This is a genomic window from Micromonospora sp. URMC 107 (assembly GCF_051386315.1).
GTDB lineage: Bacteria > Actinomycetota > Actinomycetes > Mycobacteriales > Micromonosporaceae > Micromonospora.
In genome coordinates this window covers 8,079-27,977 of record NZ_JBPQTK010000074.1, presented here as the reverse complement: position 1 = coordinate 27,977, position 19,899 = coordinate 8,079, and the positions used below count along the sequence as shown (strand labels likewise).

The window sequence follows — 19,899 nt, the reverse complement described above, 5'->3', positions numbered from 1 at the left end:
CCCACCACCGACCCCGACCCCGGCACCCGACCCGACCACCTCGCCTACGTCATCCACACCTCCGGCTCCACCGGCCGACCCAAGGGCGTGGCGCAGACCTGGCGCTGCCTGGACAACCTGATCGACTGGCAGCTCCGCTACGCGGCGCCGGGCAGCCCGGAGCCGGAACGGGTGCTCCAGTTCGCCTCGATCGGCTTCGACGTCTCCGTCCAGGAGATCTGGAGCACCCTGTGCCAGGGCGGCACGCTGGTGCTGATCGGCGAGGAGCGCGTCCGCGACCTGGGCCAGCTGCGGCACGTCCTCGCCGAGCAGGGCGTACGGCGGGCGTTCCTGCCGGCGGCCGTGCTGCACCAGCTGGCCGGCCTCACCGGGGCCGTGCCCCCGCTCGCGCCCGGCTGCGAGATCGTCACCGCCGGCGAGGCGCTGCGGGTCAACGACGACGTCCGCGCCCTGGTGGCCGGGCTGGGCGGCCGGTACCTCTACAACCAGTACGGCCCGACCGAGACCCACGTGGTCAGCCAGTTCGCGCTGGCCACCGCGGCGGCGGCCGACTGGCCGGCACTGCCGCCGATCGGCCGGCCGATCGCCAACGCCCGGCTCTACGTGCTCGACGAGCGGTGCGAGCCGGTGCCGGCCGGCGTGCTCGGCGAGCTCTACATCGGCGGGGCCGGCCTGGCCCGTGGCTACCTCAACCGGCCGGCGGCGACCGCGGAGCGGTTCCTGCCCGACCCGTTCGCCGGGGCGGGCGAGCGGATGTACCGCAGCGGCGACCTGGTCCGCCGCCGGGCCGACGGGACCATCGAGTTCGTCGGGCGCGCCGACGACCAGGTCAAGGTACGCGGCTTCCGGGTCGAGCCGGGCGAGGTGGAGAGCGCCCTGCGGCACGTTCCGGGCGTGCGCGAGGCGGCCGTCCTGCTGCGCGAGGACACCCCCGGCGACCCGCACCTGGTCGGCTACCTGGTCGGCGACGTCACCGCCGAGGCGGCCCGCGAGCGGCTGCGCCGCCGGCTGCCCGAGCACCTGGTGCCGACCCGCTGGGTGGTGCTGGACCGGCTGCCGCTGACCGCCAACGGCAAGCTGGACCGGCGGGCCCTGCGGGCGCCGGAGCAGGCCGACGTCGCCACCGCCTACGTCGCGCCGCGCGACGAGCGGGAGGCCCGGATGGCCGCCATCTGGGCCGAGGTGCTGCGCCGCGACCGGGTCGGCGCGCACGACGACTTCTTCGCGCTGGGCGGCCACTCGCTGCTGGCGACCCGGCTCGTGCACGCGATCAACGAGCGGATGTCGGCGCGGCTGTCGCTGCGTACCCTCTTCCAGAAGCCGGTCCTGGCCGACCTGGCGGCCGAGCTGGCGGGGGCCGGCTCCCCCGCCGCCGACGCCCTCCCGCCGCTCGTCGCAGACCCCGCCGGCCGGCACGAGCCGTTCCCGCTCACCGACATCCAGGAGGCCTACTGGGTGGGTCGCGGGTCCACCATCGAACTCGGCGGGGTCGGCGCGCACGGCTACAGCGAGCTGCGCCTGCGCGACTTCGACGAGGAGCGCTTCACCCGCGCGCTGCACCGTCTGATCGACCGCCACGACATGCTCCGCGCGGTCTTCCACGACGGCGCCCAGCGGGTCCTGCCGACCGTGCCGCGCTACACGATGGCCCGGCAGGACCTGCGCGGGCTCGACCCGGAGACCGTCGGCCGCCGGCTGGGCGAGACCCGCGAGCGGATGTCCCACCAGGTGCTCGACGCCGGCCGCTGGCCGCTGTTCGAGTTCGCGGTGACGCTGCTCGACGGCGAGGCGCGGCTGCACGTCAGCATCGACGCGCTGATCCTCGACGCGGCCAGCGGGCAGATCCTGGAACACGAGCTGGCGCTGCTCTACGCGGACCCGGACGTCGACCTGCCGCCGCTCGCGGTGACCTTCCGTGACTACGTCCTGGCCGAACGGGCCCTGCGGCGCACGCCGCGCTACGAGCGGGCCCTCGACTACTGGCGGGAGCGGGTCGGCACGCTGGCCCCCGCGCCGCAGCTGCCGCTGGAACGGCAGCCGGAGAGCGTCGAACGACCGCGCTTCACCCGCTACGACGCAGTGGTGCCGGCGGAGCGCTGGAGCCGGTTGAAGGCCGCCGCCGGCCGGCACGGGGTGACCCCGTCGGTGCTGCTGGTGACCGCGTTCGCGCAGGTGCTGGCCCGGTGGAGCCGCCAGTCGCGGTTCACGCTGAGCCTGCCGCTGTTCAACCGGCTGCCGCTGCACCCCGGCATCAACGCGGTGATCGGCGACTTCACCTCGCTGGTGCTGCTGGAGGTCGACGTGGCGGCCGGGGCCGACTTCGTGACCCGGGCCCGGGCCGTGCAGGAGCAGCTCTGGCAGGACATCGATCACTCGGCGGTGAGCGGCGTGCGGGTCAACCGCGAACTCGCCCGCGCCCGGGGCACCCGCCACGCGGCCCTGCCGGTCGTGTTCAACAGCACGCTGACCGAGGCGGCCCCCGACGTCGGCGACAGCGGCCTCGCGACGGCGCTCGGCGGCGAGGTCGTGCACGGCATCACCCAGACCCCGCAGGTGTGGATCGACCACACCGTCCTGGAGGCCGGCGGGCGGCTGCACGTCAACTGGGACAGCATCGACGAACTCTTCCCCGCCGGCCTGGTCGCCGAGATGTTCGCGGCGTACCGGGCGCTGCTCGGGCGGCTGGAGGAGCCGGACGCCTGGCACACCGCCGTGGACGGGCCGCTCGCCCCGCCGGTGCCGGCGGCCCCGCCGGCCGGTCGTGGGCTCCTGCACGAGCTGGTCGACCGGCAGGCGCTGGCGACCCCCACGGCGCCCGCGGTGCTCGCGCCGGACCGGCAGCTGGACCACGCCACGGTGCGCGTCGAGGCGCGGCGGCTGGCCGGCCGGCTCCAGGACCGGGGCGTCCGGCCCGGCCAGCTCGTCGCGGTGCTGCTCGACCGCGGTTGGCAGCAGGTCGTCGCCACCCTCGCGGTCCTGCACGCCGGGGGCGCGTACCTGCCGCTCGATCCGGACTGGCCCGCCGAGCGGGTGGCCCGGGTGCTCCAGCGGGCCGGGGCGGGACTGGTCCTGGTGGGATCCGACCGGGTGGCCCTGCCCGAGGGCGTCGAGCGACTGGTGGTGGACGCGACCGCCCTCGGCGCGGGCGGGCCGACGCTACGGCCGGTCGACCTGGCGGAGACCGACGTCGCGTACGTGATCTACACGTCCGGGTCCACCGGCACGCCGAAGGGGGTGACGATCGACCACCGCGGCGCGGTGAACACGCTCCTCGACGTGACCCGGCGCTTCGGCGTCGGGCCGGCCGACCGGGTCCTGGCCGTCAGCGCGCTCAGCTTCGACCTCTCCGTCTTCGACATCTTCGGCACGCTCGCGGCCGGCGCGGCGGTCGTCACGCTCGACCCCGAGCTGGCCCGTGACCCGGCGCACTGGCGGGATGTGGCCCACACCCACCGGGTCAGCGTCTGGAACTCGGTGCCGGCGCTGGCCGGCATCCTGCTCGACCACGCCGACGCCGGCCACCCGCTGCCGGCCTCGTTGCGGCTGGCCATGCTCTCCGGGGACTGGATCCCGCTCACCCTCCCCGACCGGCTGCGCAAGGCGCTGCCCGGGATCCGGGTCGAGAGCCTCGGCGGCGCCACCGAGGCGTCGATCTGGTCCATCCACCACCCGGTCGACGAGGTCGACCCGGCCTGGCGCAGCATCCCGTACGGGCGGGCGCTGGCCCACCAGGGCGTCCACGTGCTGGACGACGCCCTGCGCCCCCGGCCCACCTGGGCCACCGGCGACCTCTACATCAGCGGCGCCGGGCTGGCGCAGGGCTACTGGCGCGACGAGGCGGCGACGGCCGCCAGCTTCGTCGTCCACCCCGTCACCGGCGAGCGGCTCTACCGCACCGGCGACCTGGGCCGGCTGTGGCCGGACGGGACGATCGAGTTCCTCGGCCGCGAGGACGGCCAGGTCAAGGTGCACGGCTACCGGATCGAGCTGGGCGAGATCGAGGCGGCGTTGGAGGGCCACCCGGGGGTGCGCGCCGCCGCGCTGCGGCTGCTCGGTCAGGCGCAGGGCGAGAAGCGGCTGGCCGCCTACGTGGTGCCCGACGGTCCCGCCCCCGACCCGGCCGCCCTGGTGGCGTACCTGGAGCGGCGGCTGCCGGCGTACATGGTGCCGGCGTCGTTCACCGTCCTCGACGCGCTGCCGCTGTCGGCCAACGGCAAGGTCGACCGCGGCCAACTGCCCGACCCGAAGCCGTCGACGGAGGTCGCCGTCGAGGCGCCGGTGCTCACCGACCCGGCCGAGAACCGGCTGGCGGAGATCGTCGCCGAGATCCTCGACCTGCCCGTCGTCGCGCCCGACGCCAACCTGCTGCTGCTCGGCGCCACCTCGATCGACATCGTCCGGATCGCGAACGCCCTCTCCGGCGCGTTGGGCTTCCGCCCGAAGCTGGCCCGGCTGATGCGCCAGCCGACCCTCGCCGACCTGCTGCGGATGTTCCGGGAACACACCGCCGAGCGGGCCGTGGTCGCGACCGCGCAGCGGGCCGCCACCGTGGTCGAGGACCCGGCCGCGCGCGCCGCGTTCACCGCGGACGGGCGGGGCCGTCGCGGCTTCGCGCCCGACACCCCGGCGGTGGCGCTGGCCGCGCCGGCGGATGCGGCGTACGACCGGCGCTACACCGGCTACCGCTCGGTGCGCCGCTTCGACCCCGACCCGGTGCCGGCCGGGGCGCTCGGCCGACTGCTGGCCACCCTCTCCCAGCGGGAGGTCGACGGCCGGGCCAAGTTCCAGTACGGCTCGGCCGGCGGCACCTACGCCGTGCAGACGTACGTCCTGGTCAAGGCGGGGCGCGTCGACGGGGTGCCGGGCGGGGCGTACTACCACGACCCGGCGGCGCACCGGCTGCTGGCGCTCGGCCGCGACCGCGAGCTGAGCCCGGACGCCTTCGACTACTTCGTCAACCGGCCGGTCTTCGAGGCCGCCGCGTTCGCGCTCTTCCTGGTGGCGCAGCGCGCGGCCATCGAGCCCCTGTATCAGGAGCAGAGCCCGACCTTCACCGCCATCGAGGCGGGCGCCATGGCCCAGCTGCTGACGATGGCCGCCCCCGAGAACGGTCTCGGCCTGTGCGGGATCGGCGCGGTCGACCCGGCGGAGCTGGCCGCCCTGTTCGACCTGGAGCCCTCCCACCGGCTGGTCTACACCCTGCTCGGCGGCGGCCGTCCGGGGGCGGGGCCGCCCGAGCCCGACGCCGCGGCCACGGACACCATCACGGTGGAACTGTGAACGCCCACGAGCTGCTCGACACGCTCAACCGGCACGCGGTCGGGTTGCGGGTCGACGGCGACCGGCTGCGCCTCACGGGCTCCCGGGAGGTCCTCACGCCCGACCTGCTGGCCGAGATCAAGCTGCACAAGGAAGAGCTGATCGCGGTCCTGACCGGCGCCGACGCGGACACGATCCCCCGCCGGCCGCGGCCCGACGCCCCGGTGCCGGTCGCGTTCGCCCAGCGGCAGCTCTGGTTCCTCGACCAGCTCTCCCCCGGCAACCCCTTCTACAACAACCCCGTGGCGTTCGACGTCGTGGGCGCCCTGGACGTGCCGGCGCTGGCCCGCGCCCTGACCGAGGTGGTGCGCCGTCACGAGGCGCTGCGTACCGTCTTCACGCTGGTCGACGGGGAGCCCTGCCAGGTCGTCCGGCCGGCGGGGCCGGTCGCCCTGCCGGTCACGGACCTCACCGCGCTGTCCGGCGCCCAACGGTCGCGCCGCGCCGACGAAGCCGCCGAGGCGGAGGCCCGGGCGCCGTTCGACCTGGCCACGGGTCCGCTGGTGCGCAGCGCCCTGCTCCGGCTGGCCGCCGACGAGCACCGCTGGCTGCTCACCGTGCACCACATGGTCGCCGACGGCTGGTCCGTCGGGATCCTGATCGGCGAGGTCGCCGCGCTCTACGGCGCGTACGCGCGGGGCGAGGCCGCCGCGCTGGCCGAGCTGCCCGTGCAGTACCCGGACTACGCGCTGTGGCAGCGCCGGCAGCTCGGCGGCGGCGAGCTGGAACGCCAGCTCGGCTACTGGACGCGGGCGCTGGCCGGCGCGCCCGCGCTGCTGGCCCTGCCGACCGACCGGCCCCGGCCGGCGGTGCAGCGCTACCGGGGCGAGTGCCACGGCACGACGGTGGACGCGGCGGTGCTGCGAGGGCTGCGGGAGATCGGCCGGGCCGGCGACGCGACGCTCTTCATGACGCTCATGGCCGCCCTGTCGGTGCTGCTGTGGCGCCACAGCGGGCAGGACGACGTCTGCGTCGGCACCCCGTTCGCCAACCGCAACCACCGGGACGTGGAGGGCCTGATCGGCCACTTCGTGAACACGGTGGTGATCCGCAACCGGCTGGACCCGGAGCAGTCCTTCGCCGCGCTGCTGGCCGACGTCCGCAGACACCTGCTCGACGCGTACGCCCACCCGGACCTGCCGTTCGAGCAGCTCGTGGACGCGCTCAAGCCGGAACGGCACACCAGCTACTCGCCGCTGTTCCAGGTCATGCTGGTGCTGCAGAACATCCCGCGCGGCCGGCTCGAACTGCCCGGCCTGGCGCTGCGGCCCCTGTCGAGCAGCACCGGCGCGGCGAAGTTCGACCTGTCGGTCGAGGTGCTGGAGCACGCCGACGAGCTGCACGTCGTCTTCGAGTACAACACCGACCTCTTCGACGCCGCGACGATCGCCCGGCTGGCCGCGCACTTCGTCCGCCTGCTCGGGCAGGTCGCGGCCGATCCGTCGGTGCCGGTCGGGGCGCTGCGGCTGCTCGGCCCGGACGAGCGGCGTCGCCTGCTGGTCGAGTTCAACCGCACGGCGCGACCGCTCACCGGCCCGACGGACGTGGTGGCGCGGATCGCGGCGCAGGCGCGGCGGCGCCCCGACTCACTCGCCGTGGCCGATGACGACGAGCGCCTGGACTACGCCACGCTGGAGCGGCGGGCCAACCGCCTGGCGCACGCGCTGATCGCCCGGGGCGTACGGGCCGATCAGGTGGTCGGCCTGCACGCGCGCCGCTCGGCCGGGCTGATCGTGGCCATCCTGGGCGTGCTCAAGGCCGGGGCCGCCTACCTGCCGCTGGACCCGGCCCTGCCGCCGGAGCGGCTCGCCGGCATGGTCGCGGACGCGGCGCCGGCGCTGGTGCTCGGCGACGACGACCTGGCCGCCGTGGAGGCCGAGGGGCGCCACGACGGCCCGCCGGGCATCGTCGTGCACCCGGCCAACCTGGCCTACGTGATCTACACGTCGGGCTCGACCGGCCGGCCCAAGGGCGTCGCGGTCGCGCACGGCGGCGTCGTGAACCTGCTCGACCACTGGGTGTCGCGGCTCGGCGCCGCGCCCGGCGAGGCGGCGGCGCTCTGGTCGAGCGTCGGCTTCGACGTCTCGGTCCAGGAGATCTTCCTGCCGCTGACCACCGGCGGGGCCCTGCACCTCGTACCCGAGGAGTTACGCGCCGACCCGGCGGCGCTGATGGGCTGGCTGCGCGAGCACCGCGTCGTGCAGGCCTACCTGCCCCCGGCCTTCGTCCGGTGGGTCGACGAGGACCCGGCGGCCCGCCTGGCCGGGCTGGCGCTGCGCCAACTGCTGGTCGGGGTCGAGCCGCTGCCCGAACAGGGCCTGCACCGCATCCAGGAGGCCCTGCCCGGCCTGCGGGTCCTCAACGGGTACGGGCCGACGGAGACCACCGTCTACAGCACCGCCTACCTCGACCCGCGGCCGTCGGCCCGGCAGTGCCCGGTCGGCCGGCCGGTGGACAACACCCGCGTCTACCTGCTCGACGAGCGGCTGGAGCCGGTGCCGATCGGGGTGACCGGCGAGATCCACGTCGGCGGCGCCGGTGTCGCCCGGGGCTACCTGGGCCGGCCGGGGGCGACCGCCGAGCGGTTCGTGCCCGACCCGTTCGTGCCCGGGGAACGGATGTACCGCACCGGCGACCTGGCCCGGCTCCTGCCCGACGGGAACGTCGAGTACCTCGGCCGCCGCGACGGCCAGGTCAAGATCCGGGGCTTTCGGATCGAGCTGGGCGAGATCGAGGCCGCGCTGCTGGACCGGCCGGACGTACGCGAGGCGGCGGTGCTGGTCGACTCCGACGCCGCCGGCGAGCCGAGGCTGGTTGCCGGCGTCGTCCGGGGCGGGGCGACGCCGCTGCTGGTCAGCGAGTGGCGCGAGGCGCTGTCGCGACGGTTGCCCGGCTACATGATCCCGTCGCTCTTCGTGGAGCTGCCGCGGCTGCCGCAGACCGCCAACGGCAAGCTCGACCGGGCCGAGGTGCTGCGGCTGGCCCGCGGCGCCGCGCCCTGGCAGGTCAACCTGGCCAGCCCGCGCGACCAGATCGAGCTGACCCTCTACCAGATCTGGAAGCGCCTGCTGCTGCACCCGCAGATCGGCATCGGCGACCGGTTCTTCGACGTGGGCGGCACCTCGATCTCGGCGATCAAGCTGGCGCACGCCATCGGCGAGGCGTTCGGCGAGACGCTGCCGGTCCACGAGATCATGCTGCACCCGACGATCGAGGCGCTCGGCGGCCGGCTGCGGCGGGGCGCGTCGGGCCGGCCGCCGAGCAACCTGATCGAGTTCCGGGCGGGCGACGGCGCCGGCCGGGTCATCTGCGTGCACCCCGCCGGCGGCACCGCGTTCTGCTACCTGTCGCTGGCCAAGGCGCTGCCGGAGTCCCTCGGCGTGTACGGGATCCAGTCGCCGGGGGTGAACCCGGGCGAGGAGTTCCTGCCCACGGTCGAGGCGATGGCCGAGGCCTACCTGGCGCAGGTCGCGCACCTGCTGGACGGGCCGGTGGTGCTCACCGGGCTCTCCTACGGGGGTCTGGTCGCGTACGAGATGGGACGCCGGCTGGCCCTCGCCGGCCATCCCGGGCTGAGCGTGGTCCTGCTGGACACCCTGGGCACCGACGACGCGGCCCACCGGGGCGCGATCGAGCCGGTGGACATGGCCGAGTTCCGCGACAAGCTCGTCAAGTTCAACGGGATGTACCCCGGCATCGACGACGAACAGATCGACCAGTACCACCGCATCTACAACCACAACCGGTCGACCATGCGCGACTACCCGACCCCCGCGTCGCCGGCCCGGCTGGTGCTGTTGCAGGCCACCGCCGGGCGGGACGAGGCCTTCCTGCGCGAGGTGCGCGCCTTCTGGCGTCGGCGCGGCGAGGCCGACTTCCTGCTGGAACGGGTGCACTGCGACCACTGGGACATCCTGGAGAGCGCGGTGGTGCTGCGGGTCGCCGCGCTGCTGCGCGGCGAGGTGGACCGGATCTCCGGCGCCCACGCGATGACGCCGGCCGTACGGGAGGCGTGATGGCGCAGGATCCCGGTCTCGCCCACGCCGTGCTCGCCCAGGCCCGCCGTACCCCCGACGCGGTCGCGGTGGCCGACGGCGACCGGCGCCTCAGCTACGCCGAACTGGACGCCGCCAGCGCCGCCGTCGCCCGGTCCCTGCGCCGGGCCGGGGCCCGCCCGGGTCAGGCGGTCGCGGTGCACCTGCCGCGCGGCTGGCAGCTGGTCTGCGTCATGCTCGGCGTCCTGCGCCTCGGCGCGACCGTGGTGCCGCTCGACCGGCAGAGCCCGCCCGAGCGCCGGGGGCACATGCTGCGCGACTCGGCCGCCGTGGCGGTGGTCCACGGCCCGGACGCGCCCGGCGACCTGCCCGACGGGGTCCGGCCGCTGCCCGTGGCGGCGCTGCTGCCGGTGGACGCCCCGCCCGGCCCGGACGGGGAGCCGGCGCCGGAGGCCGCCCCCGCGCCCGTCGCGTTCGTCTTCTACACCTCGGGCACCACGGGCCGCCCGAAGGGCGTGGAGGTACGCGACGAGGGCATCCTGCGGCTGGCCCGGCCCGGCTACGTCGCGCTGACCCCGGCGGCCCGCTACGCCAGCCTCGCCAACCCGGCGTTCGACGCGCTCAGCTTCGAGATCTGGGTGCCGCTGCTGACCGGCGGCTGCTGCGTCGTCCTCGACGACGAGACGGTGGCGACGCCGCACCTGCTCGACGCCGCGCTGCGCCGGGAGCGGATCGACACGCTCTTCATCACGGTGGCGCTGTTCAACGCGGTGGTCGACGAGCTGCCGCACTGCTTCGCCGGGGTCGGCCAGGTGCTGGTCGGCGGCGAGCAGCTCAACGCCCGGCTGATCCGCCGCTGGTACCGCGACAACCCCGCCAGCCGCACCCGGCTGCACAACGTCTACGGGCCCACCGAGGCGACCACGTTCGCCCTGTGCCATCCGATCCCGCGCGACTTCGACGCGGAGGTGGTGCCGATCGGCCGGGTGCTGCCGGGCACCGACGCGCACCTGGTCGTCGACGGCGTCCGCCTCGCCGCGCCGGGCGAGGTCGCCGAGCTGTACCTCGGTGGCGCGGCGCTGGCGGCCGGCTACCGCAACCTGCCCGAGGAGACCGCCGCCCGCTTCGTCCGGCTGCCCTGGCTGGACGGGTCCGCCGAGCGCCACTACCGCACCGGCGACCTCGTGCGCGCCGACGCCGCCGGCCGGATCGAGTACGTCGGTCGGGTCGACCGGCAGGTCAAGGTCCGCGGCTTCCGGGTCGAGCCCGGCGAGGTGGAGCGGCAGATCCTCGCCCACCCGGGGGTCCGGCAGGCGTACGTGTGCACCCGACGGGACCCGGCGCACGGGACGAACGAGCTGCTGGCGTACCTGGTGACGGCCGCCGATCTCTCCTTCGCCGAGTTCGACCGGCACCTGGGCGCGACGCTGCCGCCGTACCTGCGCCCGCACCGGGTCCACCGGGTCGGGGCGCTGCCGCTGACCGCCAACGGCAAGGTGGACTCCGAGGCGCTGCTGCGACGCGACGACCCGCCCTGGCGCGACGGACCCGACGACCCGCACCCACACGACCAACGCGACGGGCGCGACGACCCGCACCGACGTGACGGTGACGCGGCCGACGCGACCGGGACGGCGTGGCAGCGGGCGGTGCTGGGGCTGGCCGGCGAGGTGCTGCGCGTGCCCGACCTGCGACCGGACGACCGGTGGATCGCCAGCGGCGGGGACTCGCTGAAGGCGCTGCGGCTGCGCTTCGAGATCCAGCGGCGCTGGGGCGCCGAGGTGCCGCAGGCGGTGGTCCTGGGCGGCGACTTCGCCGAGCTGGCCGCGGCGATCGGCACGGCCCGCACCACGACCGGTTCGCCGTACCCGGTGCCGGCGCCCCCGGCCGGCGCCCGGTCCGCGCCGGCCACCTCGGAGCAGCAGCGGCTCTGGCTGTTGCAGCAACGCTCGCCGTCGTCCACCGCCTACCACGTGGGGCTCGCCTTCGAGCTGCGCGGCCGGGTCGACGTCGGCGCGCTGCGGCAGGCGCTGCGCCGGGTGGTGGCGCGCCATCCGGCGCTGCGGACCGCCTTCCGGGCCACCCCCGAAGGGCTGCGCCAGGAGGTGGCCGAGCCCTACGACCCGTGGCGCGCGCCCACCGGGGATCACGACGGCGACGCGGCCGGGTGGCGGGAGCGCGCCCGCGCCCTCTTCGCCGCCCCCTTCGACCTCGGGCAGCCGCGCATGCTGCGGGCGTACTGGCTGGCCCGCGCCGGCGGCGGGGTGCTGCTGCTGCACCTGCACCACATCGCGGTCGACGGCTGGTCGCTGGACGTCCTGTTCCGCGCGCTGTCGGCCGGGTACGCGGCGGCGCTGGACGGCGCGACCGTCGACGAGGACGAGGACGAGCCCGTCGCGACCCCGCTGGACTACGCCCGGTGGCAGGCCGACTGGTTCGCCCACCCGGCCTACCGGGCGCAGCGCGACGCCCTGCGCAACCATTACGCCACCGTGGACGAGACCGACGCGCCGCTGCGGCCGATCCGGGAGCGCGGCGGCACCGGGGACCACCTGCTCCGGACCACCATCGACCCGGCGCGCCGCGGCGCCCTCGACCGGCTCGGCGCCGAGCTGGGACTGACCCGCTTCCCGCTGCTGCTGACGCTCTTCGGCTGGGCCGTGCACGGGGTGACCGGCCGCACCCGTCCGCGCGTCGCCAGCCCGGTGGCGAACCGGCCGGTGCGGGACTTCGAGGCCAGCGTCGGCATGTTCGCCAACACGGTGCTGCTGCCCCTGGCGCTCGACCCCCGCGAGGAGCTGCGCGCGCAGCTGCGGCGACAGGCCGTCGCCGTGCGTACGGTGCTCGACGCCCAGGACGTGGCGCTCGCGCACGCCGTCGCCGACCACGACTTCGGCGCCGACGCGCCGCTCTTCGACTTCCTCTTCGTGCTCGACAACACCGATTTCTCCACACTGGCGCTGCCCGGCTGCGCGTCCCGCCCAGTCTGGCTGGCCCCGACCGAGGCCAAGTGCCCGCTCACCCTCTCGGTCGTCGCGCACGAGGCCGGCCTCGACTGCCTCTGGGAGTACGCCGACGACCACTTCGACGCCGCCGAGGTGGCCGCGGCGGCCGACCTGTTCCGGCAGGGCCTGGACGCGTTGACCCGGGACGGCGCCGGCACGCTGGCCGAGCTGGTGCGGCCCTACCGCGACGGCCTGCCCGAGCCCGGCCGGGGCCCGCGTACCCCGGTGGACTTCCCGACCGTGGCCGAGGCCTTCGCCCAACGGGTACGGGCGGAGCCGGCCGCCACCGCGCTGGTCGCCGGTGACCGCCGCCTCAGCTACGCCGACCTCGACGCGTACGCCTCGGGGCTCGCCGCCGAGCTGGCGCGGCGCCGTCCCGCGTCGACCGGCGGCCGGCACCACGTCGCCCTGTTCTTCGCGCCGTCGGTGGAGCACGTGGTGGCGCTGCTGGCGGCGGCCCGGCTCAACCTCACCGTGGTGCCGCTCGACCGGGCCTACCCGCCGGCGCTGCTCCGTCAGGTCCTGGGCCAGGTCGATCCGCTCTGCGTGCTGCTGGCGCCCGGCGACGAGCCCGCCCTCGACGTGATCGACGACGGCGCCCACCCCCGTCACCCGGTGGTCCTGTCCCGGGCCGCCACCCCCGTCGCCCCGTCGTACGCCGGCCGCCCGCTCTACACGCTCTTCACCTCCGGCTCGACCGGCACCCCCAAGGGGGTCCAGGTCGGCGACGCCCTGCTGGTCAACCTGTTGCGGTGGCAGAGCGAGGCCGGCGGCCTGGCGGGCGGGGCGGCAACCCTGCAGTTCTCCATGCTCTCCTTCGACGTCTCCTTCCAGGAGGTCTTCGGCACGCTCTGCGGCGGCGGCACCCTGCACCTGCCCCGGCGCGGGTGGCGGCAGGACATGCCGGCGCTGCTGGAGCACCTCGACGCCGCCGGCATCGAACGGATCTTCCTGCCGTACGTCGCCCTGCAACTCCTGGCCGAGCACGGGGTGCGCCTGGGCCGGTATCCGTCGCGGCTGCGGGAGGTCGTCACCGCCGGCGAACAGTTGATCTGCACCGACAGCATCCGTCGCTGGTTCGCCGGGCTGCCCGGCGCGCGCCTGTTCAACCACTACGGCCCCACCGAGACCCACGTGGTCAGCAGCCTCTGCCTCGACGGCGACCCGGCCACCTGGCCGACCCGCCCGGCCATCGGCCGTCCGATCGCCAACACGTGGCTGCGGGTGGTGGACTCCGCCGACGAGGTGGTGCCGCCGGACTGCCCCGGGCAGCTGCTGATCGGCGGGGAGCTGGTGGCGCCCTGCTACCTGGACGATCCGGCGCTCGACCGGGCCCGCTTCGTCGAGCTGCCCGGCCTCGGCTGGTTCTTCCGCAGCGGCGACCAGGCCCGCTTCGATCGGGACGGTCTGCTGCACTACCTGGGCCGCGACGACCAGCAGGTCAAGGTGAGCGGACACCGGCTGGAGCTGGGCCAGGTCGAGGCGGCGCTGCTGACGCATCCGGCGGTCGTCAACGCCGTGGTGGTCCGCGACCATCCGCACCTGGTCGCCTGCCTGCAGTTCCGGGGCGACCCACCGGCCCCGGAGGAGCTGACCGGTCATCTCGCGGGGCTCCTGCCCGCGTACGTGCGGGTGGACCGGTTCCGGTGGCTGGCGGAGCTGCCGCGTACCGCCAGCGGGAAGTTGGACCGCCGCCGCGCGCTGAGCGCGCCGGGCGAGGAGCTGCGGCCGGGCGCCGCCGCGCCGGCACCGGCCATGTCGGCCCTGGAGGCGCGGCTGGCCGGGCTCTTCGCGGAGGTCGTCGGCAGACCGATCGGGCCCGATCAGCGCTTCTTCGACCACGGCGCGGGCAGCCTCGACCTGATGCGCTTCCACCTGCGCTGCGCCGCCGAGGGGCTGCCGCTGAGCATCCCCGACCTCTTCGAGCACGTCACCATCCGCCGCCTCGCCCGGTTCCTCACCGGACAGCGGGCCGTCGCTCCCGCGCCGACGCCGAGCGACGCGACCGACGTGGCGCCACCGGCGGACGGGCCGGTCAGCCGGACGGCGGGGGTGGCGGTGACGGCGCCGCCCGGGGCCGGACCGGCGCGCGGCGCGGCCGGGGTGGAGCCGGCACCGGCGGACGAGGCGGCCCGCCGGGCGGCCGGATTCGCGGCCGGGCGGGACCAGGCCGCTCCGGGCCCGGCGGACGAGCCGGTCGCCGTGGTGGGGATGGCCGTCCGGCTGCCCGGCGCCGACGACCTGGCCGCCTTCTGGGCGATGGTGGCGGCCGGCGACCGGGGCATCGAGCACTTCGACGCCGCCGACGGCCTGGTCGGCGCGCGCAGCCAGCTGGCCGGGCTGCTCGGCTTCGACCCGGGGCACTTCGGCATCAGCCGGCAGGAGGCGCGGCTGATGGATCCGCAGCAGCGGCACCTGCTGATGAGCTGCGTCCAGGCGTTGGCGCACGCCGGCATCGCCGATCCGGGCGGGCAGCGGGTCGGCCTGCTCGCCAGCTGCGGCGAGAACACCTACTTCCAGACGATGCTGCGCGAGGCCGATCCGGCGCGGCTGCCGGACTCCTTCCAGTTGGCGCTGCACCACGAGAAGGACTTCCTCGCCACGAAGGTCGCCTACCACCTGCGCCTGACCGGGCCGGCCTTCACCGTGCAGGCGGCCTGCGCGAGCTCGCTGGTGGCGGTCCACGTCGCGGCCGGGCTGCTGCGTCAGGGCGACAGCGACGTGATGCTCGTCGGCGGCGTGCTGGTGGACCCGCTGCTGACCGCCGGCTACCGCTACCAGCCGCAGCACATCTTCTCCCCGGACGGGCACTGCCGACCGTTCAGCGACGACGCCGGCGGCACCGTCGGCGCCAGCGGGGTGGGGGTGGTCGTGCTCAAGCCGCTGCGGCTGGCCCGGCGCGACGGCGACACCGTCTACGCGGTGATCACCGGATCGGCCGTCAACAACGACGGGGCGGAGAAGCTCGGCTTCGCCGCGCCGTCGGTCGCCGGCCAGCGTGAGGTGATCCGTGCCGCGCTGCGTCGCAGTGGCCGGGCCGGCAGCGACCTGGGCTACGTGGAGGCGCACGGCACCGGCACGGAGCTGGGCGATCCGGTGGAGGTGGCGGCGTTGCGCCAGGCGTTCGACCTGGCCGGGTCCGGTCGCACCGCGCTGGCCTCGGTGAAGAGCCAGATCGGTCACCTCGGCGCGGCGGCGGGGGTGGTCGGCCTGGTCCGCGCCGTGCTGGCCGTGCACCACGGGCTGATTCCGCCGAACGTCGACTTCCGTCGCCTCAATCCACGGCTGGGCCCCGACCCCGCCCCGTTCTACGTCCCCACGAAGGCCCGGCCCTGGCCGCTCGACCGGCCGCGCGTGGCGGCGGTCAGCAGCTTCGGCATCGGCGGCACGAACGCCCACCTGGTCTGCGAGGCGGCCGAACCGGCCGGCACCGGCTCGGTGCCGCCGGGCCCCGGCGTACCGGTGCTGGTGCTCGCCAGCGGCAGCGCGGCCGGCCTGCGCGCCGACGCCGAGCGCATCGCCGACTACCTGACGGCCCGGCCCGAGGCCTACCACCGGGTGCTGCGCCACCTGCAGGCCGGCCGGTCGCCGGGTCGTTGGCGGGCGGCGGCCCGCTGCGACGACGTGGCCGCCGCCGTGGCCTGGCTGCGCACCGCGACCGCCGTCGAGGTCACCCCGGTCGAGGCGGCGCCCGTCGAGGTCGGCGGCCCGGCCGGTACGCCGCCGGCGGCCACCCTCGTCGCCGCCTGGCTGGCCGGACGGCCGATCCGGTGGCCGGCCGGGCCGGCGCAGCCGCCCTGGGACTTCCCCCCGCCGGCCTTCGTGCTCGTCGACCACGAGTTCGCCCGCGCAACCCCGCCGGCCGAGGTGACCGCCCCGGCCGGGTCGACACTGCCCGCCAGGTCGACAGCCCCCGCCGGGTCCACACTTCCCGCCGGCACGACAGCCCCCGCCGGGGCCACGTCGTCCGCCGAGCCGACAGCCCTCGCCGGGACCACGCTGGTGGCGTCGCCGGCGGGGGGCACGCCGGTCGACCAGCGGTGGCCGGCGCGGCTGCCCGAGGCGGAGTGGTTGCACCAGCCGCACTGGGTGCGCTGGCGGCACGCGGGGGCCGAGCCCGGCGCCCGCCGTCGGGGGACACTCGTGATCATGGCCGCGGAACCACCGTCGCCGGCCGCGCTGCGCGCCTTCGCGGCGTCCCACGCCCGGGTGGTGGCCGTCACCGCCGCGGACGGCTTCGCCCGGCTCGGGCCGGACAGCTACCAGGTGGACCCGGCCGACCCCGACTCGCTGGGCCGGCTGCTCGCCGCGCTGACGGACGCCACCGCCGCCGGGCAGGGCGGAGTCGACTGGCTGCACGCGCTGCCGCTGGCCGTCGACGGACCGGTCGACGCCGACACGCTGGCCCACTCGTACCGGGCCTGCGTCGACACCCCGGCGGCGCTGCTGGCGGCCGTCGCCGGGCTGCCGGGCCGGCCCCGGTTGCGGGCCTGGTGGCTGTCGCACCGGGCGCAACCCGTGGACGGGGCCGTACGCCGGCCGGAGCTGGGCCTGCTCGCCGGGGCGTGCGAGGTGGCACCCCAGGAGGGCGACGTCGAGAGCCACTGGGTGGACCTGCCGGGCCCCGATCCGGTCCACTGGGCGCCGGCGCTCGCGGCGCTGCTGACCGAGGAGACACCGCCCCGGCGACTCGCGCTGCGCGAGGGCTACTGGTGGGAGCAGGCGCTGCTGCCGGTCCGACCGCCGGCCGCGCCGGCAGCGCGTCCGCTGCCGCCCGGACCGGCCGTGTACGTGGTGCTGGGCGGCACCGGCGGCATCGGGCGGAGCATCGCCGCCTGGCTGCTGGAGCAGGGCGACTGCCGGGTGATCCTGCTGGCGCGGCGCGGGCCGCTGCCGGCCGGACTGGAGCCGTGGGCCGATCGCGTCGACGTGGTCGAGGTGGACCTGGCCGAGGCCGATCCCGACGAACTGGTGGCCCGGCTCGACGCCCGGGCCGGGCGGGTCGACGGGGTGGTGCACGCCGCGGGGGTCGCGGCCGGCGGGCTGATCGGCCGACGGGACGCGGCCGCGATGCGGCGGGCCACGGCCGGCAGGACCCGCGGCGCGCTGCTCGTGGAGCGGCTGGTCGCGCGCCACCGGCCGGCGTTCGTCGTCTACTGCTCGTCGATGTCGGCGCAGCTCGGCGGGATCGGCCAGCTCGACTACGCCGCCACCAACGGGCTGCTCGACGGCTTCGCCCGGCACCGGGCGGACGGGACCGACGCCACGCTGCGGATCTGCGTCGACTGGGACGTCTGGAACGAGGTGGGCCTGGCCCGGGACGCCCTGCCCACCGACGCCCGGCACCGGGCGCACCTGGCGGTCGGCCTCTCCGTGGACGAGGGGCGACGGCTCTTCGCGCAGGCCCTGCGGCTGCGGCTGCCGCACCTGCTCGTCTGCACCACCGCGCTGGACCGGGCGCGGGAGTTCTACGCGCCACCGGCCGGCCCGCAGGTCGCGCCGCCCGCCGTGCCGCACCGGCCGGCCGCCGAGCAGGTCGGCGAATGGCTCTGCGACTGGCTGGGCACCGACCGGCTCGACCCGGCCGCGTCCCTCTACGACCTGGGCGCCGACTCGCTGCTGCTGCTGGACCTGATCGACCGGGTCAAGGAGCACTTCGGGGTCAGCCTCAGCCTGTCCCAGCTGAGCCACCGGGTGAGCCTGACCGAGGTGCTGGGGCTCCTCGGCGAGCCGGGCCGCGTCGCCGAGCCCGCCGAGCCCGCCGTCGCGGTGGAGGTCTGGCAGGCCGGCCGGGGGCGTTCGGTGCTCTGCCTGGTCCATCCGGTCGGCGGCGACGTGCAGGCGTACCGGCCGCTGGTGTCGGCGCTCGGCCCGGAGCTCACGGTCTGCGTCATCGCCGATCCCGCGCTGGCCCGCCCCGGGCAGCCGGCCTGGTCGCTCGCGGAGCGGGCCGCGCGCTACCACGCCGCGCTGCGGGACCGCTTCCCGCCGAACGAGTGGCGCTGGCGGCTCGCCGGGTGGTCGTTCGGCGCCTGGGTGGCGGTGGGGATGGCGGCGGAGGCCGAGGCGGCCGGCCAGCCGGCGGACGAGCTCCACCTGCTCGACCCGCCACCGCCGGACGCCGCGCCGGCCTTCCAGGAGTACGACGAGGAACGGCTCGCCGCGCTCTTCGCCCACGAACTGGGGGCGGCGACCGGCGCGGACACCGCGGCGACGGCGTACGCGGACGCGCTGGCGCGCTGCTGCCGGGCGAACCTGGCGAGCATGGCGCGGCACACCCTGCCCCGGCTGGCCGGGACACCCGGCCGGCTCTGGCTCGCGGGCCGGCCGACGGCCGGCCTGCCGGCGCACGCCGCGCCGCAGGAGCAGGCCCGGCAGTGGCGGGCGCACCTGGCCGGGCTCGCCTGGCACCTCGTCGACACCACCCACTACGGCATCGTCGGGGCGCCGCACGTCCGGGCGGTGGCCGAGGCCATCGACGAGGCGGAGCCGGCCACCGACCCGAAGGCGGCGCGATGAACCCGTACCAGTCGCTGCCGTCGCGGTCGTTCTGGCGCACCGCGGTCGCCGAGCCGGAGATGCTGGACATCGGTGAGGTGTGGACGCCGAAGTTCGCCCTCGCCCCGGACGATCCGGTCCTCACCGCCGGCTCCTGCTTCGCCCGCCACCTCGGCCCCGCCCTGCTCGGCGAGGGGATGAACTGGCGGGAGGCCGAGTTGCCCCCGCCGGGGCTGACCGAGGCCGAGCGCCGGGCCCGCCACTACGGCGCGTTCTCCTTCCGCACCGGCACCATCTACACGGCCGCCACCCTGCGGCAGTGGCTGACCTGGGCGCTGGCGGGCGACACCGGGCCCGACGAGGTCTGGCGCGACGGCGACCGGTTCTTCGACCCGTACCGCCCGTCGGTCGAACCCGACGGGTACGCCTCGGCCGAGGCGACCCTGGCGGCCCGCCGGTCCACTCTGGCGGCGATCCGGGGGGCGGTCGCCGAGGCGGGTTGCCTCATCTTCACCCTCGGGCTGACCGAGGCCTGGCGGGACGTGGTCACCGGCACCGTCCACCCGGTCTGCCCGGGCACCGTCCGGGGCACCTTCGACGCCGGGCGGCACGCCTTCCACAACTTCACCGTGGCCGAGGTGCACCGGGACCTCTCCGCCGCCGTCGCGCTGCTGCGCGCCGCCAACCCCCGGCTGACCGTCCTGCTGACCGTGTCGCCGGTGCCGCTCACCGCGACGGCGACCGGGGCGCACGCGCTGACCGCCACCACGTACTCGAAGTCGGTGCTGCGGGCCGCGGCGGGCCAGCTGGCCCAGGAGCACGACCACGTCGACTACTTCCCCTCGTACGAGCTGATCACCGGCTTCCCGTTCCGGGGGGTCTTCTTCGCGCCGAACCTGCGCGCCGTGACGCCGGCGGGGGTCGCCTTCGTCATGCGCCACTTCTTCGACGCCCTGCGACGGCAACGCGGGGAGACCCGGCCGACGGATCCCGCCGCGTCGGGCCGCCGCGTCGACGCCGCCGACGGAGGTGACCTCTACTGTGACGACGCCGTCCTCGACCACTACCGCGCCGGCTAGGTT

The 19,899-nt window shown here is 76.1% G+C and carries 4 protein-coding genes; all 4 read left to right on the top strand.

Annotation, left to right across the window (positions count from 1 at the left end; all coding sequences use genetic code 11):
- Positions 1-5,280: amino acid adenylation domain-containing protein (locus ACSNN9_RS17820; protein ID WP_436674462.1), on the top strand; the 5,280-nt coding region annotated here is incomplete at its 5' end.
- Positions 5,277-9,335 carry an amino acid adenylation domain-containing protein gene (locus ACSNN9_RS17815; protein WP_436674460.1) on the top strand — a complete coding sequence of 1,353 codons (4,059 nt, stop codon included), beginning with the start codon at positions 5,277-5,279 and terminating at the stop codon, positions 9,333-9,335. The genes ACSNN9_RS17820 and ACSNN9_RS17815, both read left to right, overlap by 4 nt.
- On the top strand, positions 9,335-18,838 hold the full coding sequence (locus tag ACSNN9_RS17810; protein ID WP_436674458.1) for an amino acid adenylation domain-containing protein: 9,504 nt from the start codon (positions 9,335-9,337) through the stop codon (positions 18,836-18,838). Before ACSNN9_RS17815 ends, ACSNN9_RS17810 begins: the two co-directional genes overlap by 1 nt.
- Positions 18,835-19,896 carry a GSCFA domain-containing protein gene (locus tag ACSNN9_RS17805; RefSeq protein ID WP_436674457.1) on the top strand — a complete coding sequence of 354 codons (1,062 nt, stop codon included), beginning with the start codon at positions 18,835-18,837 and terminating at the stop codon, positions 19,894-19,896. The genes ACSNN9_RS17810 and ACSNN9_RS17805 overlap by 4 nt, the downstream gene beginning before the upstream one ends.
- Positions 19,897-19,899 lie beyond the last annotated feature (3 nt).